Annotated in this window: 16 protein-coding genes and 3 rRNA genes; 9 read left to right on the top strand and 10 right to left on the bottom strand. The window is 68.4% G+C overall.

Features of this window, described 5'->3' with window-relative positions:
* Positions 1 to 138 precede the first annotated feature (138 nt).
* The 5 genes from Actkin_RS13590 (at position 139) to Actkin_RS13570 (ending at position 6,603) form a co-directional block, all read left to right on the top strand.
* Positions 139 to 1,425 carry a sugar ABC transporter substrate-binding protein gene (locus Actkin_RS13590; RefSeq protein WP_258907445.1) on the top strand — a complete coding sequence of 429 codons (1,287 nt, stop codon included), beginning with the start codon at positions 139 to 141 and terminating at the stop codon, positions 1,423 to 1,425.
* A gap of 7 nt (positions 1,426 to 1,432) precedes the next feature.
* Positions 1,433 to 2,419: a carbohydrate ABC transporter permease gene (locus Actkin_RS13585; RefSeq protein WP_189213803.1), complete on the top strand. Its 987-nt coding sequence runs from the start codon at positions 1,433 to 1,435 to the stop codon at positions 2,417 to 2,419.
* A complete protein-coding gene (locus Actkin_RS13580; RefSeq protein ID WP_189213802.1) occupies positions 2,420 to 3,250 on the top strand; it encodes a carbohydrate ABC transporter permease in 831 nt (276 codons plus the stop codon).
* 11 nt (positions 3,251 to 3,261) lie between these two features.
* Positions 3,262 to 4,890: a glycoside hydrolase family 3 N-terminal domain-containing protein gene (locus Actkin_RS13575; RefSeq protein ID WP_258907444.1), complete on the top strand. Its 1,629-nt coding sequence runs from the start codon at positions 3,262 to 3,264 to the stop codon at positions 4,888 to 4,890.
* Between the two features lie 117 nt (positions 4,891 to 5,007).
* Positions 5,008 to 6,603, top strand: a complete 1,596-nt coding sequence (locus Actkin_RS13570; RefSeq protein WP_189213800.1) for a glycosyl hydrolase family 18 protein — start codon at positions 5,008 to 5,010, stop codon at positions 6,601 to 6,603.
* A gap of 76 nt (positions 6,604 to 6,679) precedes the next feature.
* Here Actkin_RS13570 and Actkin_RS13565 read toward each other — a convergent pair whose 3' ends face one another.
* Positions 6,680 to 7,249: an isochorismatase family protein gene (locus tag Actkin_RS13565; protein WP_189213799.1), complete on the bottom strand. Its 570-nt coding sequence runs from the start codon at positions 7,247 to 7,249 to the stop codon at positions 6,680 to 6,682.
* 105 nt (positions 7,250 to 7,354) lie between these two features.
* Between Actkin_RS13565 and Actkin_RS13560 the strand changes: the two genes are divergently transcribed.
* Together Actkin_RS13560 and Actkin_RS13555 are read left to right on the top strand one after the other, a co-directional pair.
* Positions 7,355 to 7,888, top strand: coding sequence for a MarR family transcriptional regulator (locus Actkin_RS13560; protein ID WP_189213798.1), 534 nt, complete (start codon positions 7,355 to 7,357; stop codon positions 7,886 to 7,888).
* On the top strand, positions 7,852 to 8,688 hold the full coding sequence (locus Actkin_RS13555) for a GNAT family N-acetyltransferase (RefSeq protein ID WP_258907443.1): 837 nt from the start codon (positions 7,852 to 7,854) through the stop codon (positions 8,686 to 8,688). Before Actkin_RS13560 ends, Actkin_RS13555 begins: the two co-directional genes overlap by 37 nt.
* Before the next feature lie 98 nt (positions 8,689 to 8,786).
* On the opposite strand, the gene rrf is transcribed toward Actkin_RS13555, so the two are convergent.
* The 3 genes from rrf to Actkin_RS13540 form a co-directional block, all read right to left on the bottom strand.
* A 5S ribosomal RNA gene (rrf, locus tag Actkin_RS13550) occupies positions 8,787 to 8,903 on the bottom strand.
* Positions 8,904 to 9,008: 105 nt separating this feature from the next.
* Positions 9,009 to 12,118: ribosomal RNA gene (locus Actkin_RS13545) — 23S ribosomal RNA — on the bottom strand.
* A 376-nt stretch (positions 12,119 to 12,494) separates the two neighbouring features.
* Positions 12,495 to 14,012 (bottom strand): 16S ribosomal RNA (locus tag Actkin_RS13540).
* Together the 16S, 23S and 5S rRNA genes form the textbook arrangement of a ribosomal RNA operon.
* 648 nt (positions 14,013 to 14,660) lie before the next feature.
* Between Actkin_RS13540 and Actkin_RS13535 the strand changes: the two genes are divergently transcribed.
* Positions 14,661 to 15,242, top strand: a complete 582-nt coding sequence (locus Actkin_RS13535; RefSeq protein WP_258907442.1) for a snapalysin family zinc-dependent metalloprotease — start codon at positions 14,661 to 14,663, stop codon at positions 15,240 to 15,242.
* 48 nt (positions 15,243 to 15,290) lie between these two features.
* Here the strand turns inward: Actkin_RS13535 and paaZ are convergent, their stop codons facing one another.
* Positions 15,291 to 17,312, bottom strand: coding sequence for a phenylacetic acid degradation bifunctional protein PaaZ (gene paaZ, locus Actkin_RS13530; protein WP_258907441.1), 2,022 nt, complete (start codon positions 17,310 to 17,312; stop codon positions 15,291 to 15,293).
* A gap of 324 nt (positions 17,313 to 17,636) precedes the next feature.
* Here paaZ and Actkin_RS13525 point away from each other — a divergent pair, with 324 nt between their 5' ends.
* Positions 17,637 to 18,362 (top strand): S1 family peptidase, encoded by a 726-nt coding sequence (locus Actkin_RS13525; RefSeq protein WP_189214459.1) that lies wholly within the window; start codon positions 17,637 to 17,639, stop codon positions 18,360 to 18,362.
* Between the two features lie 45 nt (positions 18,363 to 18,407).
* Here the strand turns inward: Actkin_RS13525 and Actkin_RS13520 are convergent, their stop codons facing one another.
* The 5 genes from Actkin_RS13520 to Actkin_RS13500 all read right to left on the bottom strand — a co-directional run bounded on the left by Actkin_RS13520 (position 18,408) and on the right by Actkin_RS13500 (position 23,291).
* Positions 18,408 to 19,028: an HNH endonuclease family protein gene (locus Actkin_RS13520; protein WP_258907440.1), complete on the bottom strand. Its 621-nt coding sequence runs from the start codon at positions 19,026 to 19,028 to the stop codon at positions 18,408 to 18,410.
* A gap of 125 nt (positions 19,029 to 19,153) precedes the next feature.
* Positions 19,154 to 20,767, bottom strand: coding sequence for a monocarboxylic acid transporter (locus tag Actkin_RS13515; RefSeq protein ID WP_189214457.1), 1,614 nt, complete (start codon positions 20,765 to 20,767; stop codon positions 19,154 to 19,156).
* Positions 20,764 to 21,111, bottom strand: a complete 348-nt coding sequence (locus tag Actkin_RS13510) for a DUF485 domain-containing protein (protein WP_189214456.1) — start codon at positions 21,109 to 21,111, stop codon at positions 20,764 to 20,766. The genes Actkin_RS13515 and Actkin_RS13510 overlap by 4 nt, the downstream gene beginning before the upstream one ends.
* A 63-nt stretch (positions 21,112 to 21,174) precedes the next feature.
* Positions 21,175 to 22,935, bottom strand: coding sequence for a sodium/solute symporter (locus tag Actkin_RS13505; protein ID WP_229787850.1), 1,761 nt, complete (start codon positions 22,933 to 22,935; stop codon positions 21,175 to 21,177).
* Positions 22,932 to 23,291 (bottom strand): hypothetical protein, encoded by a 360-nt coding sequence (locus Actkin_RS13500; RefSeq protein ID WP_189214455.1) that lies wholly within the window; start codon positions 23,289 to 23,291, stop codon positions 22,932 to 22,934. The genes Actkin_RS13505 and Actkin_RS13500 overlap by 4 nt, the downstream gene beginning before the upstream one ends.
* Positions 23,292 to 23,302 lie beyond the last annotated feature (11 nt).

The raw sequence follows: 23,302 nt of genomic DNA, 5'->3' as shown, positions 1-23,302 counted from the left end.
GGCCGCTGCGGGGACGAAAGGTCACGGTTCCGCATTTATCTTGACAAGCCCGAGAACTACGGACCACTCTAATCGCAATGGTCTAAACCACTCAAGCCCTTCGTTGCCGGATGGGCTGCTCGAAAGGAAGTACCTCCAGTGAGAAGTTGGTCGAAGTCGCTGATCGGGGGTGTCGCGGTCGCCCTTGCGGTCGCAGGCTGCGCGGGCTCCGGTGGCGACACCGGGGGCGACAACGCCCAGAGCGGTCCCCGGGAGCTGACCGTGTGGCTGATGAACGGGTCGGCCCCCGAGACCCTCACCAACGCGCTGCACCAGGAGTTCCAGGCCGCCCACCCCGGCGTGACGGTCAAGTACGAGGTGCAGCAGTGGAACGGCATCCAGGACAAGCTGACCACCGCCCTGGCCAGCAACGACGCCCCGGACGTCATCGAGATCGGCAACACCCAGTCGCCGAAGTTCGCCCAGCAGCGCGTGCTGCTCGACATCAGCGCGGACACCGCGAGCTTCAACAAGGACCAGTGGCTCTCCGGCCTTGAGGGCTCGGCGACCTGGGACGGCAAGCAGTACGCCGTGCCGTTCTACGCCGCCAACCGCGTGGTGCTCTACCGCAAGGACATGTTCGAGCAGGCGGGCATCACCGCGGAGCCGACCAACCGCGCCGAGTGGCTGGCCGCCATCGAGAAGCTGAAGGCCAAGTTCGGCTCGGACAAGGACTTCCAGGCGCTCTACCTGCCCGGCCAGAACTGGTACTCGCTGCTGTCGTTCATCTGGGACGAGGGCGGCGACATCGCCACCCAGGACGGCACCACCTTCAAGGCGGCGCTGGACAGCCCGCAGGCCAAGGCGGGCCTGGAGTTCTACAAGGAGCTGGTCGAGGCCTCGGGCACCAAGGCGCCCAAGGACGCCGACGAGCAGACCCCCGAGCAGGCGGGCATCTACGGCGGCGGCAAGGTCGCGATGATCATCGGTCTGCCCTGGGAGGTCGCCACGGCCGCCAAGAGCGACCCGAAGATCACCGAGCTGACCGGTGCGTTCCCGATCCCGGGCAAGGCGGGCCCCGCGCCGGTCTTCCAGGGCGGCTCGAACCTGGCCATCCCGGCCAACAGCAAGGACCAGGACCTCGCCAAGGAGTACATCAAGCTGATCAGCAGCGCGAAGTACCAGAGCGAGTTCGCCAAGGCGGGCATGATCCCGGGCACCTCGACCGACCTGTCCGCCCTTGAGGCAGGCGGCCCGGCCAGCGCGGCCATGGCCAAGTCCTCCACCAACGGCAAGGGCGTCCCGGCGACGCCGGGCTGGGCCACGATCGAGGCGGGCCAGAACCCGCTGAAGGACATGCTCACCGCGTACCTGACCGGCGCCAAGAGCATCGACCAGGCGACCGCGGACGCCAACGCCGTGCTCAACGAGGCATTCGCGGGCTGATCGGGTCATGACCTCGACGACATCGGCACGGGCCGCTCGGCCCGCGGGTGCGAACCCGCGGGCCGGGCGGTCCGGCCCGCGCGGGCCCCGCGGCTTCCTGCGGGTCAGCGAGCGGGCCGTGCCCTACCTGATGATGGCGCCCGCCCTGGTGTTCCTGGTCGCGCTGCTGGGCTGGCCCGCGCTGCAGGTGGTGTTCATCAGCTTCCGCGAGCTCAACCTCGGCGAGCTCGTGCGCGGCGAGGTGATCTGGACCGGCTTCGACAACTACGTCGAGGTGCTGTCCGACCCGGAGTTCTGGACGATCACCCTGCGCACCGTGGTCTTCACGACCGGGGTCGTGGCCGCGACCGTGCTCCTGGGCCTCGGCCTTGCCGTGCTGATGCGGCACCTGAGCCGCGGTGTCCGGATGGCCCTGCAGATCAGCCTGGTGCTGGCCTGGGCAACGCCGATCATCGCGACCACCACCGTGTTCCAGTGGATGTTCGACCAGCAGTACGGCATCCTCAACAAGACCCTGGTGCTGCTCGGCTTCGAGAGCTACTCGGGCCACTCCTGGTTCAGCACCGGCGCGAGCACGCTGACCGTCATCGGTCTGCTGGTGTGCTGGCAGGCCGTGCCGTTCGTCGCGTTCACCCTCTACGCGGGGCTGCTCGGCGCGTCCAAGGACCTCTACGAGGCCGCGTCGATCGACGGCGCGACCGGGTGGCAGGCGTTCCGGGCGGTGAGCTGGCCCGCGCTGCGCCCGGTGCTGGCGATCGTGGTCTTCCTGTCGGTGCTGTGGGACTTCAAGGTCTTCACCCAGGTCTGGGCCATCCGCCAGGGCGGCCCGGACGGGCAGAGCACGACGCTGCCCGTGCTGCTGTACCTCAAGGGCATCTCCGGCAGCGGGTTCGGCGTGGCCGCCGCGGTGGCCGTGCTGATGCTGATCGTCCTCGTCCTGGTGACCTGGCGGTACATGCGCCTGCTGGTCCGCTCGCAGGAAACGGAGCTGTAGATGCACAAGACCCGTGGGCAGCGCGTCGGCCTCGCCGTGCTGGGCATCGCGGCCACCGTGTTCTTCTTCTTCCCGACGTACTGGATGATCACCACCGCGCTGAAGACGCCCGCGCAGATCCTGTCGCCGGACTACGACCTGATCCCGCTGTCGGTCACCTTCGACAACTTCGCCTCGGCGTTCGGCAAGGACGGCTTCACCTCGTTCCTGACCAACAGCCTGATCGTCACGCTCGGCTCGGTGGCGGTGGCGCTGGCGGCGGGCCTGCTGGCGGCCGTGCCGCTGGCGCGCATGCGCTTCCGCGGCCGCAAGGGCTTCGTGCTGCTGGTGCTCATCGCCCAGCTGGCGCCGCTGGAGGCGCTGTTCGTCCCGCTGTACCTGATCATGCGGGACGCGAACCTGCTCGACAAGCTGCCGTCGCTGCTGCTGGTGTACGTCGCCTTCACCCTGCCGTTCACGGTCTGGACCCTGCGCGGGTTCGTGAAGGGCATCCCGGTGGAGCTGGAGGAGGCGGCCATGGTGGACGGCTGCGGCCGGTGGGGCGTGTTCCGCAGGGTCACGCTGCCGCTGCTCGGGCCCGGCCTGGTCGCCACGTCGGTGTTCAGCTTCGTCACCGCGTGGAACGAGTTCCTGTTCGCGCTGGTGTTCATCAGGGACAAGGGCAACCAGACGCTGCCGGTGTGGCTGTCGTCGTTCCGGACGGCGTTCGGCACCGACTGGGGCGGCATCATGGCCGCGTCGGTCATCTACGCCGTGCCCGCCCTGGTCTTCTTCATGTTCGTCCAGCGCAAGCTGGTGTCCGGCGCGACCGCGGGGGCGGTGAAGGGCTGATGGCGAATCCGATGACGGCGCGTTCCGGAGTGGACGACTCGGTGCGCGCGATGGCGGAGGCGGTGCTGCTGCCCGGGTTCCGGGGCACCACCGCCCCGGACTGGGTGCGGGCGCGGGTGGCCGCCGGGCTCGGCGGCGTGGTCCTGTTCGGCCGCAACGTCGTCGACGACGGGCAGGTGGCCGCGCTGACGGCCGCGCTGCGCGCCGAGCGCGACGACGTCGTGGTCGGCATCGACGAGGAGGGCGGCGACGTCACCCGCCTCGACGCGGCCACCGGCAGCGACCTGCCCGGCCCGCTGGCCATGGGCGCGGCGGGCGACCTCGCCCTGACCGCCGAGGTGGGGGCGGCGCTCGGGGCCAGGCTCGCCGCCTGCGGGGTGACGGTGAACCTGGCCCCGTGCGCGGACCTGACGCTGTCCCAGGACGACCCGATCATCGGCGTGCGCGCGTTCGGGTCCGACCCGTACGCCGCCGCCGCGCACGTCGGGGCGTTCGTGCGGGGGCACCAGCGCGTCGGCGTGGCCGCCTGCGCCAAGCACTTCCCCGGTCACGGGGCGTCCACATCGGATTCGCATGTGGCGCTGCCGGTCCTGCCCCGCACCCCGGAGGAGCTGCGCGCCTGCGAATTGGTCCCATTCCGGGCCGCGCTGGCCGCCGGGGTGCGGGCAGTGATGACCGGCCACCTGGTGGTGCCAGGGTGGGGCGACGACCCGGTCACGCTCAACTCGGTGGCCATCAACGAGATCCTGCGCGGCGAACTCGGCTTCACCGGAGCCGTCATCACCGACGCGCTGGAGATGGGCGCCGTCGCGGGCACCTTCGGCGACACCGACGGCCTCACCGAGGCCGCCGTCCGCGCCCTGCGCGCGGGCGCCGACGCCCTGTGCATCGGCGGCGAGGAAGCGGGCCCGGAGGTCCTGGACCGCATCGTCGCCCGCATCGCCGCCGCCGTCGCCGACGGCACCCTGGACGAGCAACGCCTCGCCGAGGCCGCCGCCCGCACCCGCGCGCTGGGCACGGCGCCGGAGCATCGCGAGCACCCGGCCCCCCGCCGCCAGGATATCGGGCGCGGGGACGGCAGTGCTGACACGACCACGGGCCTGTGGACAACCGGCGAGCGGCTGTCCACACCCGCCGAACCTCCCTCGCCCCCACCCTCCTCCCCCGCATATCCTGGCGGCGGGGGGCCGGACAGCCACCGCCACCGACTGGGCATCACCGTGGCGCGCAAGGCGATCCGCGCGACCGCGTTGCCCGAGTTGGAAGACCCGCTCGTGCTCGACGTCGAGGTCGATCCGACCATCGCCGCCGGGCCCGTGCCGTGGGGGCTCGGCCCGCACCTGAGCGAGCTGGTCCCCGAGACGACCGTCCTGCGCGTCGACGCGGCCGAGCCCGCCGATGCGCTGGCCGCCGCGCGCACGGCGGCGGGGGTCGTCATCGTGACCCGGGACGCGCACCGGCACCCGGCCGTGCGCGCCCTGGTGGCTGAATTGGTCCACACCAATCCAGTCACCGTCCACGTGGAGACCGGCGTGCCCGGCCCCGATCTCGGGGCCAGCGCGCGGATCGACACGTTCGGGGCGTCCCGCCCCAGTCTGCGGGCAGCGGCCGAAACGGTGGCCGAGGCCTGTCGACACTAGAACCGGCCTTACTCCATTCGAGTGAGACCAGTGGTCTAGACCTTGTCCCCGTCAGGTGGTCTGGACCAAAGTCAACCCAACATCCCCCACCGATCCTCTCCCTGCGAGGTGACCCACGTGTCCAGAACCCGATGGCATGTGACAGCGGCCCTGGTGGCCGCTGGCACGATCACTCTGGGCCTGGTAGTAGCGGCCCCGGCCAGCGGCGCCGCCGCCCCGACCGCCGTGTTCGAGAAGACCCAGGACTGGGGCTCGGGCTGGCAGGCCAAGTACACGATCCGCAACAACGGTGACACCGCGCTGACGAACTGGCGGATCGAGTTCACCCTCAGCCCCGGCACCATCTCGTCCTCTTGGGACGCCCAGCGCTCGGTGTCGGGCACCAAGTACACCTTCTCGAACCTGTCGTGGAACGGCACCGTCGCCCCCGGCGCCAGCGTGTCGTTCGGCTTCATCGGCTCGGGTGCGGGCACGCCGACCAACTGCACCCTGAACGGCGCGTCGTGCGACGGCACCATCCCGCCGACCACGACGACGACCACGACCACTTCGGACGACCCGACCACCACGACCACCACCACGACGACGACGGACACCCCGCCGCCGCCCGGTTCCAAGGTCGTGGGCTACTTCGCGCAGTGGGGCGTCTACGGGCGCAACTACCACGTGAAGAACATCCACACGTCGGGCTCGGCCTCGAAGCTGACGCACATCATGTACGCGTTCGGCAACGTCACCGGCGGCCGCTGCGTGATCGGCGACTCCTTCGCCGACTACGAGAAGTCCTACGGGGCCGACCAGAGCGTCGACGGCGTCGGCGACACCTGGGACCAGCCGCTGCGCGGCAGCTTCAACCAGCTGCGCAAGCTGAAGAAGATGTACCCGCACATCAAGGTCGTGTGGTCCTTCGGCGGCTGGACCTGGTCCGGCGGGTTCGACGACGCGGCGCGCAACCCCACCGCGTTCGCCGACAGCTGCTACAAGCTGGTCGAGGACCCGCGCTGGGCCGACGTGTTCGACGGCATCGACATCGACTGGGAGTACCCGAACGCCTGCGGCCTGGAGTGCGACACCAGCGGCCCCGAGGCGTTCGAGAACCTGATGCGGGCCCTGCGGTCCCGCTTCGGCGCCAGCAACCTGGTCACCGCGGCCATCACCGCGGACGCCTCCAACGGCGGCAAGATCGACGCCACCGACTACGCGGGCGCCGCCCAGTACGTCGACTGGTACATGCCGATGACGTACGACTTCTTCGGCGCGTGGGCGGCGCAGGGCCCGACGGCCCCGCACTCCCCGCTGCGGGCCTACCCGGGCATCCCGCAGGACGGCTTCAACTCCGACGCCGCCATCCAGAAGCTCAAGGCCAAGGGCATCCCGGCGAGCAAGCTGCTGCTCGGCATCGGGTTCTACGGCCGAGGATGGACCGGCGTCACGCAGTCGGCCCCCGGCGGCACGGCGACGGGCCCCGCGCCCGGCACCTACGAGCAGGGCATCGAGGACTACAAGGTCCTCAAGACGCGCTGCCCGGCCAACGGGACCGTCGCTGGCACCGCGTACGCGCACTGCGGCAACCAGTGGTGGAGCTACGACACCCCGGCGACCATCGCGGGCAAGCGCAGCTACAGCGCGCAGCAGGGTCTCGGCGGCATGTTCTTCTGGGAGCTGTCCGGCGACACCACCAACGGTGAGCTGATCACCGCGATGCGCGGCTAGGCTCCGGCCGGGACGGGCCGGATGTGGGCGTCCCGCCAGGTTCTCCTGGCGGGACGCTCACCCGCGTGGCGGGCTCTCAGGCGAGCACGCCGAGGAGTTCGCCGATGACCCGGCCGGTGGTCGTGGTCATCGCGCCGTACTCGGCCGCGGACCGGACGGCCTGGCGGTGCTCGTCCAGGCTCAGGTCGGCGATCGCGTCGGCCACCGCGAACACCTGCGTCCCCGCCAGGTACGACCCGCCCGCGGCCATGAGGCAGGCGGCGTGGGCGCGGACCCCGACGAGGACGAGCTGGTCGCGGCCACCGGCGTCGAGGACGTCGCGCAGCGCGGCGTAGGGCTCGCCCGCTCCCGCGTCGACCACCAGGTCGCACGGGCGCGGCACGTACACCGGTTCCCCGGCCTGACGGCCGCGGAGCGTGTAGACGATCGGCACAGCGACATCACGGCACGTGTCGCGCAGTTTGCCGACGTTGTGCACCAGCTCGATGGCAGGAGAACGGCTTCCGTCGAAGGAGGCGACGATGCGGTCCTGCATGTCGTGGACGACGAGAACCGCGCGCTGGGCGTCGACGCGCCACGCGACGGTGTTGCGGGGCAGCTTCGCCGCGGCGGACATGTCGTACGGCTCGACGAGGGGGACGGCCATGCTCGCACCTCCAGTATCAACTTAGGTTAGCCTAACTTGCATTGGCGACCTGTCCACGTGGCCGTGGTCACCAGGCCGCCGATCCCGACCCGAAGGAGGGCCCGGGTGGACGACCTCGACCCCCGCCTGCACACCGTCCGGCTGCTGCGCACCATCGCCGCGCGCCTGGACCTGCTCGACGCCCGGTTCGCCGCGGAGCACGACCTGCACCCGACCGACCTGCGCGCGTTGATCCATCTGCTGGAGGCCAGGCGCACCGGCGTCCCGGCCACCCCGGGCTGGCTGTGCGGCCGCCTGGGCCTCAACTCCGCATCGGTCACCGCGCTGGTCGACCGGCTCGTCCGCGCGGGCATGGTGACCCGCACCCGCGACGACCACGACCGGCGCCGCGTGCTGCTGTCCGTGCACGCCAGGGCGATCGACCTCGGCGGCCTCGCGATCGACTCGACCCACGACGCCCTGAGCGCCCTGGACCGCTGCGACCCCGCCGACCTCATGGCGGCGCGCCGGGTCCTGCACGAGGTGGCCCGCGCGATGTCGGGCGAGCGCGTGGTGGGCGTCGGCGGCCGAAATCCGGTTGTCCGGTCCGGACAATCGGAGGGGTGGACACCACTACCGCCGACCCAGCGGTCCAGCTGACCCCGCTGGCCCCGCTCGTCGACCGCGTCGTCGCCGTCGCCGCGACGGCCGCGGCGACGACCGAGGTCATGCCCCCGGGACACGAGACCTGGACCGCCGGGGCCCGCGCCGCCTACCGCGCGTTCCTCGACGCCCAGCTCGCCGACCCCACCACGACGTCGTTCGCGATCTGCCGGGCAGAGGACGCGGTCGGCGTCATCCGCATGCGCGCGGTCGATGAGGCGACGGCGGAGGTCGGCCTGTGGCTCGCCCGGGACGCGCGGGGGCGGGGCATCGGCACGGCCGCCGTCCGCGCGCTCCTGACCATCGCCCGCCGCGCTGGCCACCGCGTGCTCGTCGCCGAGACGACGCCGGACAACGCGGCCGCCCTCGGCGTCCTGGCGTCCTGCGGCGCCGCGGTGCACCCCGAGGACGGGCGGATGGTGGCGGAGCTGGCGGTCCCCATGGGAGCCCGGAACGGTCCCGTCTTCGAGTACGCCGAGGACGCGCCGGTCCTGACCGGAGCCGACGATGTGCTCGACACGATCGTCCCCGGCCTCTACGGCCAGTCGGTCGACTGGGTGGCCCTCCCGGTGTCGCGGCTGACGCCGGAGTTCTTCGACCTGAGCACCCGGATAGCCGGGGAGATGGTGCAGAAGCTGCTGAATTACCACCTGAACGTGGCGATCGTCGGCGACATCACCACGCACGTCTCCCGCAGCTCCGCCTTGGCCGCCTATGTCCGCGAGAGCAACCGAGGCCGCCATGTCTGGTTCGTGGCTGACACGGCCGAACTGCTGGAGCGCCTGGGCGTCCGCTAGGCCACCTCGACAAAAAGGGAAACGCCTGAAGGCCCGTTCTTGTAACAGTCCGAGAAAACTCTCGGAGCCGTTACAAGAACGGGCCTTCAGGTAATGAAGTCCGGCGGTGTCCTACTCTCCCACACCCTCACGAGTGCAGTACCATCGGCGCTGATGGGCTTAGCTTCCGGGTTCGGAATGGGACCGGGCGTTTCCCCACCGCTAAAACCACCGAAACACTATGAAACAAACAACCCCCACATCCCGCACACCGAGTCTCACCTCGGGTGCTGGGGGGTGGTTGGTGTCTCAGACACCACACAGTGGATGCGTAACATGTTCGTGGCAAGCCCTCGGCCTATTAGTACCGGTCAACTCCACACCTCACAGTGCTTCCATCTCCGGCCTATCAACCCAGTCGTCTACTGGGGACCTTAACCCTCAAAGGGGTGGGAGACCTCATCTTGGAACAGGCTTCCCGCTTAGATGCCTTCAGCGGTTATCCCTTCCGAACGTAGCCAACCAGCCATGCCCCTGGCGGGACAACTGGCACACCAGAGGTTCGTCCGTCCCGGTCCTCTCGTACTAGGGACAGCCTTCCTCAAGTCTCCAACGCGCGCGGCGGATAGGGACCGAACTGTCTCACGACGTTCTAAACCCAGCTCGCGTACCGCTTTAATGGGCGAACAGCCCAACCCTTGGGACCTACTCCAGCCCCAGGATGCGACGAGCCGACATCGAGGTGCCAAACCATGCCGTCGATATGGACTCTTGGGCAAGATCAGCCTGTTATCCCCGGGGTACCTTTTATCCGTTGAGCGACGCCGCTTCCACCAGCCAGCGCCGGATCACTAGTCCCGACTTTCGTCCCTGCTCGACCCGTCAGTCTCACAGTCAAGCCCCCTTGTGCACTTGCACTCAACACCTGATTGCCAACCAGGCTGAGGGAACCTTTGGGCGCCTCCGTTACCCTTTGGGAGGCAACCGCCCCAGTTAAACTACCCACCAGGCACTGTCCCTGAACCGGATCACGGTCCGAGGTTGAGATGCTCAGTACGATCAGAGTGGTATTTCAACGACGACTCCACACCCACTGGCGTGAGCGCTTCCCAGTCTCCCACCTATCCTACACAAACCGAACCAAGCACCAATACCAAGCTATAGTAAAGGTCCCGGGGTCTTTCCGTCCTGCCGCGCGTAACGAGCATCTTTACTCGTAGTGCAATTTCACCGGGCCTGTGGTCGAGACAGCCGAGAAGTCGTTACTCCATTCGTGCAGGTCGGAACTTACCCGACAAGGAATTTCGCTACCTTAGGATGGTTATAGTTACCACCGCCGTTTACTGGCGCTTAAATTCTCAGCTTCGCCCTTACGGGCTAACCGGTCCTCTTAACGTTCCAGCACCGGGCAGGAGTCAGTCCGTATACATCGTCTTACGACTTCGCACGGACCTGTGTTTTTAGTAAACAGTCGCTTCTCGCTGGTCTCTGCGGCCGGCACACCCTAGCCCGCAAAGGGCTTCAAGCACACCGGCCCCCCTTCTCCCGAAGTTACGGGGGCATTTTGCCGAGTTCCTTGACCACAGTTCACCCGAACGCCTCGGTATTCTCTACCTGACCACCTGTGTCGGTTTGGGGTACGGGCCGCACGGACACTCGCTAGAGGCTTTTCTCGGCAGCATGGGATCACTCTACTTCGCCTCAATCGGCTACGCATCACGCCTCACCCTTGATGCAGCACGGATTTGCCTATGCTGCGGGCCACACGCTTGCACCAGTCACCAACAGCTGGCGGAGCTACCCTCCTGCGTCACCCCATCGCTTGACTACTACCGAATCAGATCCCGCGCTCCACCACCACAACCCGAAAGCTGCGGCGGCTTTGGGCGGTTAGTATCAACGGCCTCGTCAGGGACGCGTCCACACGGGTACGGGAATATCAACCCGTTGTCCATCGACTACGCCTGTCGGCCTCGCCTTAGGTCCCGACTTACCCTGGGCGGACGAACCTGCCCCAGGAACCCTTGGTCATCCGGCGGCAGAGATTCTCACTCTGCTTTCGCTACTCATGCCTGCATTCTCACTCGCATGGCCTCCACGGCTAGCTCACGCTGCCGCTTCCAAGGCCACACGACGCTCCCCTACCCATCCACACCACTGCACCCCATCCCAAAGAGACAGGGCGGATGTATTGTGTGAATGACACAGCTTCGGCGGCGCGCTTCAGCCCCGCTACATTGTCGGCGCAGGACCACTTGACCAGTGAGCTATTACGCACTCTTTCAAGGATGGCTGCTTCTAAGCCAACCTCCTGGTTGTCTGGGCGACCCCACATCCTTTCCCACTTAGCGCACACTTAGGGGCCTTAGCTGGTGTTCTGGGCTGTTTCCCTCTCGACTACGAACCTTATCGCCCGCAGTCTCACTGCCACGCTCTCACACACCGGTATTCGGAGTTTGGCTGATTTCGGTAAGCTTGTAGGCCCCCTAGACCATCCAGTGCTCTACCCCCGGCGTGAAACACATGACGCTGCACCTAAATGCATTTCGGGGAGAACCAGCTATCACGGAGTTTGATTGGCCTTTCACCCCTACCCACAGCTCATCCCCCAGGTTTTCAACCCTGGTGGGTTCGGGCCTCCACAACATCTTACTGCTGCTTCACCCTGGCCATGGGTAGATCACCCCGCTTCGGGTCCAGACCACGCGACTCAACCGCCCTCTTCGGACTCGCTTTCGCTACGGCTCCCCCACACGGGTTAACCTCGCCACGCAGCACTGACTCGCAGGCTCATTCTTCAAAAGGCACGCCATCACCCATCACGGCTCTGACGGCTTGTAGGCACACGGTTTCAGGTACTCTTTCACTCCCCTCCCGGGGTACTTTTCATCTTTCCCTCACGGTACTAGTCCGCTATCGGTCACCAGGGAGTATTCAGGCTTACCGGGTGGTCCCGGCAAATTCACAGCAGATTCCACGAGCCCGCTGCTACTCGGGAACACCATCGAGAGACATCAGGTTTTCGCCTACGGGACTCTCACCCACTACGGTCGCCCATTCCAGAGACGTTCGACTAACCACGATGCTTTCTGACTCTCTATCAGCCCGGCAGAACTGATCGACAGGTCCCACGACCCCGCACACGCAACCCCTGCCGGGTATCACACGCGCACGGTTTAGCCTCATCCGCTTTCGCTCGCCACTACTCACGGAATCACATGTTGTTTTCTCTTCCTACGGGTACTGAGATGTTTCACTTCCCCGCGTTCCCTCCACACACCCTATACATTCAGGTGCGGGTGACACCACATGACTGGTGCCGGGTTTCCCCATTCGGACATCCTCGGATCACAGCTCGGTTGACAGCTCCCCGAGGCTTATCGCAGCCTCCCACGTCCTTCATCGGCTCCTGGTGCCAAGACATCCACCGTATGCCCTTACACACTTGCCACAAAGATGCTCGCATCCACTGTGCAGTTCTCAAACACCAACCAGAGATCCCCGCATACCGCAACCACAGCACCGCACCCGCGGCCGTCTGACTGCACAGGAACCCTGTAGTGACACTTCCCTCGAGCAACCCCACCAAGGCGGGTGTTGTCTCAGGACCCAACAGTGTGCCGCACGCGTCGTCCTCGACCCGCCACCCGCTCCGTTCCACGAACCCCCCACAGGGGGCCAGTACTAGGACACCGGGCACCAGGCCGACGACCACGCTCCACCAGTAGTTCCACAATCCATCGAGCAACCACGCACCAGACATTCGCTGATGGCCGTGGTCCTCCACAGACCCGGGAATAACGGGTCCGTGTCGAGGTGCTCCTTAGAAAGGAGGTGATCCAGCCGCACCTTCCGGTACGGCTACCTTGTTACGACTTCGTCCCAATCGCCAGTCCCACCTTCGACCACTCCCCCCCTTGCGGGTTGGGCCATGGGCTTCGGGTGTTACCGACTTTCGTGACGTGACGGGCGGTGTGTACAAGGCCCGGGAACGTATTCACCGCAGCGTTGCTGATCTGCGATTACTAGCGACTCCGACTTCACGGGGTCGAGTTGCAGACCCCGATCCGAACTGAGACCGGCTTTAAGGGATTCGCTCCACCTCACGGTCTCGCAGCCCTCTGTACCGGCCATTGTAGCATGTGTGAAGCCCTGGACATAAGGGGCATGATGACTTGACGTCATCCCCACCTTCCTCCGAGTTGACCCCGGCAGTCTCCCATGAGTCCCCACCATTACGTGCTGGCAACATGGAACGAGGGTTGCGCTCGTTGCGGGACTTAACCCAACATCTCACGACACGAGCTGACGACAGCCATGCACCACCTGTACACCGACCACAAGGGGGCCGATATCTCTACCGGTTTCCGGTGCATGTCAAGCCCAGGTAAGGTTCTTCGCGTTGCATCGAATTAATCCACATGCTCCGCCGCTTGTGCGGGCCCCCGTCAATTCCTTTGAGTTTTAGCCTTGCGGCCGTACTCCCCAGGCGGGGCGCTTAATGCGTTAGCTACGGCACGGAGAACGTGGAATGCTCCCCACACCTAGCGCCCAACGTTTACGGCGTGGACTACCAGGGTATCTAATCCTGTTCGCTCCCCACGCTTTCGCTCCTCAGCGTCAGTATCGGCCCAGAGACCCGCCTTCGCCACCGGTGTTCCTCCTGATATCTGCGCATTTCACCGCTACACCAGGAATTCCAGTCTCCCCTACCGAACTCAAGTCTGCCCGTATCGACCGCAGGCCCAGAGTTAAGCCCCAGGTTTTCACGGCCGACGCGACAAACCGCCTACGAGCTCTTTACGCCCAATAATTCCGGACAACGCTCGCACCCTACGTATTACCGCGGCTGCTGGCACGTAGTTAGCCGGTGCTTCTTCTCCAGGTACCGTCACTTGCGCTTCGTCCCTGGCGAAAGAGGTTTACAACCCGAAGGCCGTCATCCCTCACGCGGCGTCGCTGCATCAGGCTTTCGCCCATTGTGCAATATTCCCCACTGCTGCCTCCCGTAGGAGTCTGGGCCGTGTCTCAGTCCCAGTGTGGCCGGTCACCCTCTCAGGCCGGCTACCCGTCGTCGCCTTGGTAGGCCACTACCCCACCAACAAGCTGATAGGCCGCGGGCTCATCCCATACCGCCGGAACTTTCCACCACCACGGATGCCCGCAATGGTCCTATCCGGTATTAGACCCAGTTTCCCAGGCTTATCCCAGAGTATGAGGCAGATTACCCACGTGTTACTCACCCGTTCGCCGCTCGTGTACCCCGAAGGGCCTTACCGCTCGACTTGCATGTGTTAAGCACGCCGCCAGCGTTCGTCCTGAGCCAGGATCAAACTCTCCAACAATGATCCATAGCAACCAGACGTATCTGGTCAAAATATACTCAAAGGAACCCACAAACAGGGGTTCACTTCATAAAAGCTCTACTGGCTTTCATCGGCACACTGTTGAGTTCTCAAACAACACACGCTCAACCTCATCCGCCGCAGGCGACTTCCGAGGAAGGCTGGTATCGCTAGGTCTTGTTTGTCGCGCCCGTTCCGCTCTTTCCGGCCCGTGTCGCGCTGACAGAGAGAAAGTTACACCCCCGCCAAACCAGGATCAAATCGGGGGGTCGGTTAGCCGTCGAGCCGCCCCAGCCGGGCGCGGATTCCCTTGTGCGCCAAGGAAATCCCGAGCGCCCGTCGGCCCGCGCGCGCCACAACCGCCGAACTCGGGCGAACCGCGCAGAACGGGCGTCGGACGAACCGTTTTCGCAGTTCAACCGCCAGATGGGTGGCCTCCGGACGGGCTCGCTCATCACCGGCAGTGAGCGCGCACGAGGTTCCTGTGATCGCGGTCACTATCTCTACTGGGTGGATCACGCACCGGGTAGGGCTAACTACCGGAGGAGATCTACGTCGTCGCCGTCCCTTCGGCTGAGACCCCTCGCCCCTGCAGTCACCACGAGGTCGGCCCCCGTCCCGGGGCCGCTCAATTGAGGGAGTAGTCCCATGCTTCGACGCACCCTTGCGCTGCTGGTCACGAACGTGGCCCTCGGCGCAGCCCTGGTCGCGGGCATCACCGCGACCCCCGCCGCCGCGCAGACACTGCCGCCGTCGGCCTTCGCCACCACGCTCACATACGACGACTCGTACGCCGCCGAGTTCAAGGACGAGGTGGCCGCGGCCGTCCAGATCTGGAACAGCGCCGTCAGCAACGTCCAGATCGTCAAGGCCCAGCCCGGCCAGCGGGCGAACATCCGGATCCTGGCCGACAACGGCTGGCCGCGCGCCACGCTCGGCCCGGTGCGGTCCTACGGCAGCGTCACGGTCTGGATGGGCCGCACCGCCGTCAACCAGGGCTACAACGTGGTCCGGATCGCCACCCACGAGCTCGGCCACTCGCTGGGCCTGCCGGACCGGCGGACCGGGCTGTGCTCGGACCTGATGTCGGGCAGCTCGGCCCCGGTGAGCTGCGCCAACGCCCAGCCCAGCTCGGCGGAGCGGGCTGCGGTGGAGCGCAACTACTCCGGCTGGTACGGCACCAAGGTCGACAGCAAGCCGGTGGTCATCACCGACGCCGCGGGCAAGTAGTCCGGCAATGACGAAGGGGGCCCGCGACGCGGGCCCCCTTCCCCTGTGTCACGCCTTCGCGACCAGTGTCAGCACGTCGTACTGGGCCGCGATGGTCCCGTCCTGCTTGGTGACCTCGGCGTCCCAGCGGACCTCGCCGTAGTCGGCGTTCTCCCTCGGGGTGATCTGCTTGCAGGTGAGCGTCACGGTCAGCGCGTCACCGGGGTAGACCGGGGTGACGAACCGCAGGTTCTCCAGCCCGTAGTTGGCCAGCACCGGGCCGGGCTCCGGCGAGACGAACAGGCCCGCGGCGAAGGACACCACCAGGTACCCGTGCGCGACGATCCCGCCGAAGAGGGGGTTGGCCGCCGCGGCCGCCGGGTCGGTGTGCGCGTAGAAGGTGTCGCCGGTGAACTCGGCGAAGTGGTCGATGTCGGCCTGGGTGACCTCGCGCGGGCCCGCCACCACCGCGTCGCCGACGCGCAGCTCGGCCAGCGTCTTGCGGAACGGGTGCACGTCCTCGCGGCGCGGCGCCCCCGCCGCCCACTGGCCGGTGATCGCGGCGAGCACCTTCGGGCTGGCCTGCACGGCGGTGCGCTGCATGTGGTGCAGGACGGCGCGGATGCCGCCCATCTCCTCGCCGCCGCCCGCGCGGCCGGGGCCGCCGTGGACCAGCGGCGGCAGCGGCGAGCCGTGCCCGGTGGACTCCCTGGCGTCCTCGGTGTCGAGCACCAGGACGCGCCCGTGCCAGGGGGCGACGCCCAGCACGACGGACGCGGCGAACTCCGCGTCCCCGGTGACGACCGAGCCCACGAGGCTGCCGTGCCCGCGCGCGGCCAGCTCGACGGCGTGCTCGGCGGAGTCGTACGGCAGCAGCGTCGCCACCGGGCCGAACGCCTCCACCTCGTGCGGCTCGGCGCGGTCGGGGTCGGCGCGCAGCAGGACCGGCGAGAGGAACGCGCCGCGCTCGGGGTCGGCGTCGACCACCTCGACCCGCTCGGGGTCGCCGAAGACGACCTGACCGGCGGCGGTGAGCGCCTTGAGCGAGCGGCGCACCTCCTCGCGCTGCTCAAGGCCCGCGAGCGCGCCCATGCGCACGTCCGGGTTCGCCGGGTTGCCGATCACGACCTTGGCCAGGCGCTCCGCGGTCGCGGCGGCGACGTCGTCGATCAGCTCGGCCGGGACGAGCGCGCGGCGGATGGCGGTGCACTTCTGCCCGGCCTTGGCGGTCATCTCGGTGACGAGCTGCTTGACGTACAGGTCGAACTCGGGGGTGCCGGGGCGGGCGTCGGGGCCGAGGATCGAGCAGTTGAGGGAGTCGGCCTCGGCGTTGAACCGCACGGCGTGGCGGACGACGGCCTCGTGGGTGCGCAGCCGCTGCGCGGTGGACGCCGAGCCGGTGAAGGCGACCAGGTCCTGCGGGGTGAGGTGGTCGAGCAGGTCGCCCGCGCTCCCGCAGACGAGCTGGACGCTGCCCTCGGGCAGGATGCCGGACTCGACGATCAGCTCCACCAGGCGCGCGGTGAGGTAGGCGGTCTGGCTGGCGGGCTTGATCAGGCTCGGCACGCCTGCGACGAAGGCGGGGGCGAACTTCTCCAGCGGCCCCCACACGGGGAAGTTGAACGCGTTGATCTGCACCGCGACGCCGTGCAGCGGGGTCAGGATGTGGCGGCCGAGGAACGTGCCGCCCTTGCCGAGCGGTTCGACGGCGCCCTCGACGTAGACCTTGGCGTTGGGCATCTCGCGCCTGCCCTTGCCGCTGTAGGCGAACAGCACGCCGATGCCGCCGTCGACGTCGATCAGCGAGTCGCGCTGGGTCGCGCCCGTGCGCGCGGAGAGCGCGTAGAGCTCGTCCTTGTGCTCGGTGAGGTGCAGCGCGAGCGTCTTGAGCAGGGCGGCGCGCTGGTGGAAGGTCAGCTCGCGCAGCGCGGGGCCGCCGGTGCGCCTGCCGTGGTCGAGCGCGGCGGCCATGTCGATCCCCGCGCTGGAGATCCGGGCGATCTCCTCCCCGGTCACCGCGTCGTGCAGCGGCGCCCCCTCCGCCGTGGGGGTGTGCCAGTGTCCGCCGACGTAGCTGCGCAGCAGCGCCATCGAGTTCGCCTCCCGTGCTCGCGGCGGCAGGTCGTTGCCGCTCGTCGGGGCAATGCTAGTCCCGGATCATCCCGATCATCGAGATATTCACCCCCGTCATTTGTCGGGGTCAACCGGGAATGGTGTGAACAACCGGCACTTGCATCACCCAGCCGCTGCTGTAAAAGTTGCGAACGGGCCATTATCGTTCCGGTGAAAGCGGCAAACCCGCAGGTCCAGACCCGGCGACCTGCCGGGGTTGCCGCAATCGCGGTATCGCTGGTGACCCATTTCCCGATTCATCCCTGCCTAGCGGAGCGATCCGCGGAATCGAGAAGTAATTCCATGAAGATGACGAAGCTGGCACTGGCCGTCACCGCGGCCGCGTGCACGCTGCTCGGCCTGGCCCCCGCCGCCACCGCGGCTCCCGCCGCGCCGCCCGCCGGTGACCACGAGGTCACACCGATGATCATCGGCGGCGGCTACGCGAGCAACGCCCCGTGGGCCGCCCGCCTGTTCTCCAACGGCCGCGAGACCTGCTCGGCGAGCATCATCGCGCCGCAGTACGTGCTGACCGCGCGCCACTGCGTGTCCGGTGGCGGGATCAGCTTCCGCATCGGCAGCCTCGACCAGCACTCCGGCGGCGTGGTGGCCAACGCGGTGCAGATCTACCGGCACACCTCGGACCTGGCCATCGCCCGGCTCGACCGGTCGGTGAACGCGACCTACGCCCCGCTCGGCACGACCTCGGACGTGGCCGTCGGGCAGAACGTGCAGATCTACGGCTGGGGCGCGACCTCGCGCTGCGGCTCGGAGATCAACTGCCAGTCGCGCTACCTGAAGGTCGCGACCGTGCGGGTCCAGTCCACCACCGCCAGCGACGCCTACGGCGGCCTCGCCATCCGCGCCTACCGCGTCGACGGCATCGCCGCCGGTGGCGACTCGGGCGGCCCGATGATGGCCAACGGCCGCCAGGTGGGCGTGGCCTCGACCAGCGACCGCCAGTCGGTCACCAACTACACGAACGTCACCCGCTACCGCAGCTGGATCTCCAGCATCGCGGGCGTCTGACGGCCGTTCTCGGTGATGGCGGGGCCGCTGCGCGCGGCCCCGCCATCAGCACGTGTTGAGCATGCGGGCGAGCTCGGCGTGCTCGACGGGGTCGACGGAGAGCCGGTAGCGGGCCTTGATCGTGACGTAGCGGGTGGCGTAGTCGCACCAGTGCCCGCGCACGGGCCGCCACCGGCCGGGGTCGTCGTCGCCCTTGCTCTGGTTGGACCGGGCGGTGACGGCGACGAGGTTGTCCTGGTCGTTGTAGAAGGTCTCCCGCTCGTCCTTGGTCCACCGCCGCGCGCCGGAGCGGTTGGCCTCGGCCAGCGGCACGATGTGGTCGATCTGCAGGTCGCTCGCGTCGTCCACGGCCACGCCGTCGTAGGGGCTGGTCCAGCAGTCGCCCTTGGGGCAGGCGGGCCTGCACTGCGCGTCGACCTTGAGGCCGCGGCCGTCGCGGGCAAGGACGCGCTCGCGGGTGTTGCACTTGCTGGCGGGGTCGTAGTCCCAGTCGCCCCAGTCGGCGCGGCGGTAGTGCGCCCCGGTGTCCTCGGGCCGGGGCTCGCCGAGGTCGACCAGGGCGGGCGGCGGTTCGGAGGCGGGCTGCGGTTCGGGGGCGGTGGCGGTGACGGGGAGCGAGCAGCCCGCGACCAGGGTCAGCAGGGCGAGCGATAACCGGGACGGCATGCGTCCACTGTTACGTGATCAGTCGCCGGGGTGGAAGCTCGATGTGATCACAGCGGTGGCGATGGTGACGGCTCCCGCCCGCCGTGCTCGGGCGGGCGGGAGCCGTCGGCTCGCTTGCGGCGTCCTCAGTGGACGACCGCCTTCTCGGCGCCCGCGCCGGTCAGCGCGCGCACCTCCATCTCGGCGTACTTCTTCTCGTCGGCCTTGCCGCCGATCACGGTGCCCAGCCAGCCGAGGACGAAGGCGACCGGGATCGAGACGATGCCGGGGTTGGCCAGCGGGAACCAGGCGAAGTCCGCGTCCGGGAACATCGCGCTGGCCTTGCCGGAGACCGCGGGCGAGAAGACGATCAGCAGGACGCAGACCGCCAGGCCGCCGTAGATGCTCCAGAGTGCGCCGCTGGTGTTGAAGCGCTTCCAGAACAGCGAGTACAGGATCGTCGGCAGGTTCGCCGACGCCGCGACCGCGAAGGCCAGCGCCACCAGGAACGCGATGTTCTGGCCGTTGGCGACGATGCCGCCGACGATGGCGACCGCGCCGATGACCACCGCGGTGATCCGGGCGACGCGGACCTCGGCGTTCTTGTCGTCGACCTGGCCCTTCTTGATGATGTTGGCGTAGATGTCGTGGGCGAACGACGCCGACGCGGTGATCGTCAGGCCCGCGACCACCGCCAGGATCGTGGCGAAGGCGACCGCGGCGATGAAGCCGAGCAGCACCGGTCCGCCGAGGGCCTGGGCCAGCAGCGGCGCCGCGGAGTTCGCCCCACCGGGCGCGGCCTTGATGGCGTCGGGGCCGACGAGCGCGCCCGCGCCGTAGCCCAGCACCAGGGTGAACAGGTAGAAGATGCCGATCAGCCAGATGGCCCAGACCACCGAGCGGCGGGCCTCCTTGGCCGTGGGCACGGTGTAGAAGCGCATCAGGATGTGCGGCAGGCCGGCGGTGCCCAGCACCAGTGCCAGGGCCAGCGAGATGAAGTCCAGCTTGCTGGTCTCGGTGGCGCCGTAGGCCTTGCCCGGGTTCAGCAGCGCCTCGCCGCCGTTGGCCGCGCCGGTCTCGACCGCGCCACCGAGCAGCGCCGAGAGGTTGAAGCCGAACTGGGCCAGCACCCAGATCGTCATGGCCAGCGCGCCGGTGATCAGCAGGGCGGCCTTGATGATCTGCACCCACGTGGTGCCCTTCATGCCGCCGACCAGCACGTAGACGATCATGATGATGCCGACGGCGGCGATGACGACGGCCTGGCCGCCCGCTCCGGTGATGCCGAGCAGCAGGGCGACGAGGCCGCCCGCGCCCGCCATCTGGGCGAGCAGGTAGAAGAACGACACGACCAGCGTGGAGGTCGCCGCCGCCGCGCGCACCGGGCGCTGCTTCATGCGGAACGCCAGGACGTCGCCCATCGTGTACTTGCCGGTGTTGCGCAACAGCTCCGCCACCAGCAGCAGGGCGACGAGCCAGGCGACGAGGAAGCCGATGGAGTACAGGAAGCCGTCGTAGCCGTTGAGCGCGATCGCGCCCGCGATGCCGAGGAACGACGCAGCCGACAGGTAGTCCCCGGAGATCGCGACGCCGTTCTGCGGGCCGGTGAACGAGCGGCCCGCGGCGTAGTAGTCCGCGGCGGTCTTGGTGTTGCGGCTGGCCCGGAACACCACGATCAGCGTGATGACGACGAACGCGCCGAAGATGCTGATGTTCAGGATGGGGCTGTTGCCCTCCACCCCTTGCGCGAGGGTCGTCATCCCTGGTCCTCCCCGACGGACTCGCGGAGCTTCTGCGCCAGCGGGTCGAGCTTGCGGTTGGCGTAGCGGACGTAGAGCGTGGTGATCAGGAACGTGGAGACGAACTGCAGCAGCCCGAGCACCAGGCCGACGTTGATGTTGCCGAGGAGCTTGGTGGACATGAACTCCGGCGCGTAGTCGGCCAGCAGGACATACAGCAGGTACCACACCAGGAACAGGGCGGTCATCGGGAAGACGAACGTGCGCAGCCGCCTGCGCAGTTCGACGAACTCCGCACTGGACTGGACCTCGGTCCACTGGTCTGCGTTGTCTGGGGGCCGAGCCTGGGACTCGGTGGTGCTCATGCGCGCCTCCTCCGACGGGGTGGTCCGCGTCACGCTAGGGAGGGCGCACGGCCGCTTGAAGCGTCAGCGGTCCAAACGACGGGTGATGCGACGAACGGCAGACGAGCGGCGCGCCGACCAAGACGAGTGGCCCAGGTCACGTCCGCGGTGCGCCGACGGGGCGTGCCGCTCCCCCAGGTGCAGGCGCAGCATGGCCGCGCCGGACCACGCGGGCGGACGGCCGAACAGCGACACCACCACCATGGTGGCGAAGGCGAGCGGGACCGACCAGGGCGCTGGCTGGGCGATCAGGATCGACAGCCAGCCATCGACCGGCGGCGCGAACAGCGTCGCCGCGATCGCGCCCGCCGAGGCGAGCAGACCGGCGGAGACTCCTGCGAACGCGCCCGCGACCGTCAGCCGCGACCACCAGATGCCCAGCACCAGCAGCGGGCAGAACGTCGAGGCCGCCACGGTGAAGCCCCACGTGACGAGCACGCCCGCGTCGATGCGCGCGGACGGCAGGGCCAGCAGCACGACGACCGCGGCCGCGCCGATCACGGTGAAACGCAGCCGGGCCAGCCCGCCGGGCAGCAGGTCGTGCGAGATCGCGCCCGCCACGACCAGCAGCAGGCCCAGCGAGGTCGCCAGGAACGCGGCGAACGCGCCCGCGGTGAGCAGCCCGGTGAACACCGGCCCCCACGGCCCGGCGTCCACTTGGGACGGCAGCGCCACCACGGCCGTGTCCGTCGCCCCCGACAGGTACAGCTGCGGGACCAGGACCTTCGCCAACGTCCCGTAGATGCCGGGGAACAGGTAGAAGACGCTGAGCAGGGCGACGGTGAGCGCGGCCGTGCGGCGGGCGGCGCGGCCGTTGGGGCTGGTGTGGAAGCGCATCAGCACGTGCGGCAGGCCCATCGTGCCGAGCATGGTGGCGACGAGGACGGCGAGGGTGCCCAGCAGCGGGTAGCCCGCGTCGCGCAGGTCCAGCAGCGGCCGCTGCCAGCCCTCGGCGCCGGGCGGGGACCCGCCGCGCACGCCGGGCACGGGCGCGCCGTCGGCGAAGACGATGGTGGTGCCCTGCGGGACGGCGAACTCCCCCGGCGGCAGCACCGACATGCTGCCGTCGGCGGTGCGCACCGAAGTGGGCTCGTCGAGTTCGAGGGTGACCTCCAGCTCGAACGCGACCGGGGTGTCCCGCGCGAAGTGGGTGAACTCGACCGGGTGCACTGCCTCGTGCCGGACCTGCGGGCCGACCGCGATCAGCAGCCAGATCGCCGGGATGATGAACAGCACCAGCTTGAACACGAACTGGAACGCCTGCACGTAGGTCGCCGCGCGCATCCCGCCGAGCGCGAGGGTCATCGCGGCGGCGAACGCGGCGATGACGACGCCGACCCAGTACGGGCTGCCGCCGACCGCGCTGAGCACCAGGCCCGCGGTGCGGAACTGCGGCACCAGGTACAGCCCGCCGATCACCAGCACCACCACCGCGGCCAGCCTGCGCAGCGAGGTCGAGGCCAGCCGCGCCTCGGCGAAGTCCGGCACGGTGACCGCGCCCGAGCGGCGCATGGGCGCGGCGACGAGGGCGAGCATGGCGACGTAGCCCGCGGTGAACCCGACCGGGTACCACAGCGCGCCGATGCCGTCCTTGACCACGAGCCCGGCCACGCCCAGGAACGACGCCGCCGACAGGTACTCCCCCGACACCGCAGCGGAGTTCAGCAGCGGCGAGACGCGGCGGGAGGCGATGAGGAAGTCGGAGGTGGTGCGCATGGCCGCGACCCCGCGCAGGCCGATCAGCAGGGTGACCAGGACGACCGGCACGACCGCGAAGACGATCACGGGTCGGGCTCCGCGGTCTCCTCGGCCTTCTCCGCGCGGCGCAGCTGCCACCAGGAGAGGGCGACCATCGCCGGGTACGGCGCCAGCAGCGCCAGCCACGACACCGGGATGCCGAGCAGCCGGACGTCGTCGAGGCCGGGATAGGCGCGCAGCAGCAGGGGCAGGCCGACCATGAGCACGAGCAGGGCGGCGACGGCGGAGACCGCGCGCACCCGCTGCGCCTTGTAGACCGCCAGCGCGCGGCGCGCGTCGGCCGGGTCGAGCGCGGGCGGGCGCCAGGACGTGCGGTGCCTGCGGCGCGCGTGCGCCAGCCGGGTCTGCGGGCTGGTGACGACCTGGCGCCGGTGCGGGCTCACCGCGGCCCCCG

Source organism: Actinokineospora sp. UTMC 2448, from assembly GCF_024760565.1.
Taxonomy (GTDB): domain Bacteria; phylum Actinomycetota; class Actinomycetes; order Mycobacteriales; family Pseudonocardiaceae; genus Actinokineospora; species Actinokineospora fastidiosa.
Note: the sequence above shows the minus strand (reverse complement) of the source record. Positions and strands in the feature narration are given on the sequence as shown.

What these genes read in the sequence shown, in the direction of transcription:
- Actkin_RS13585 (WP_189213803.1), top strand. Translation starts at nt 1,433, where the DNA reads ATGACCTCGACGACATCGGCACGGGCCGCTCGGCCCGCGGGTGCGAAC.
- Actkin_RS13580 (WP_189213802.1), top strand. Translation starts at nt 2,420, where the DNA reads ATGCACAAGACCCGTGGGCAGCGCGTCGGCCTCGCCGTGCTGGGCATC.
- Actkin_RS13575 (WP_258907444.1), top strand. Translation starts at nt 3,262, where the DNA reads ATGACGGCGCGTTCCGGAGTGGACGACTCGGTGCGCGCGATGGCGGAG.
- Actkin_RS13565 (WP_189213799.1), bottom strand. Translation starts at nt 7,249, where the DNA reads ATGGCCGTCCCCCTCGTCGAGCCGTACGACATGTCCGCCGCGGCGAAG.
- Actkin_RS13535 (WP_258907442.1), top strand. Translation starts at nt 14,661, where the DNA reads ATGCTTCGACGCACCCTTGCGCTGCTGGTCACGAACGTGGCCCTCGGC.
- paaZ (WP_258907441.1), bottom strand. Translation starts at nt 17,312, where the DNA reads ATGGCGCTGCTGCGCAGCTACGTCGGCGGACACTGGCACACCCCCACG.
- Actkin_RS13525 (WP_189214459.1), top strand. Translation starts at nt 17,637, where the DNA reads ATGAAGATGACGAAGCTGGCACTGGCCGTCACCGCGGCCGCGTGCACG.
- Actkin_RS13520 (WP_258907440.1), bottom strand. Translation starts at nt 19,028, where the DNA reads ATGCCGTCCCGGTTATCGCTCGCCCTGCTGACCCTGGTCGCGGGCTGC.
- Actkin_RS13515 (WP_189214457.1), bottom strand. Translation starts at nt 20,767, where the DNA reads ATGACGACCCTCGCGCAAGGGGTGGAGGGCAACAGCCCCATCCTGAAC.
- Actkin_RS13510 (WP_189214456.1), bottom strand. Translation starts at nt 21,111, where the DNA reads ATGAGCACCACCGAGTCCCAGGCTCGGCCCCCAGACAACGCAGACCAG.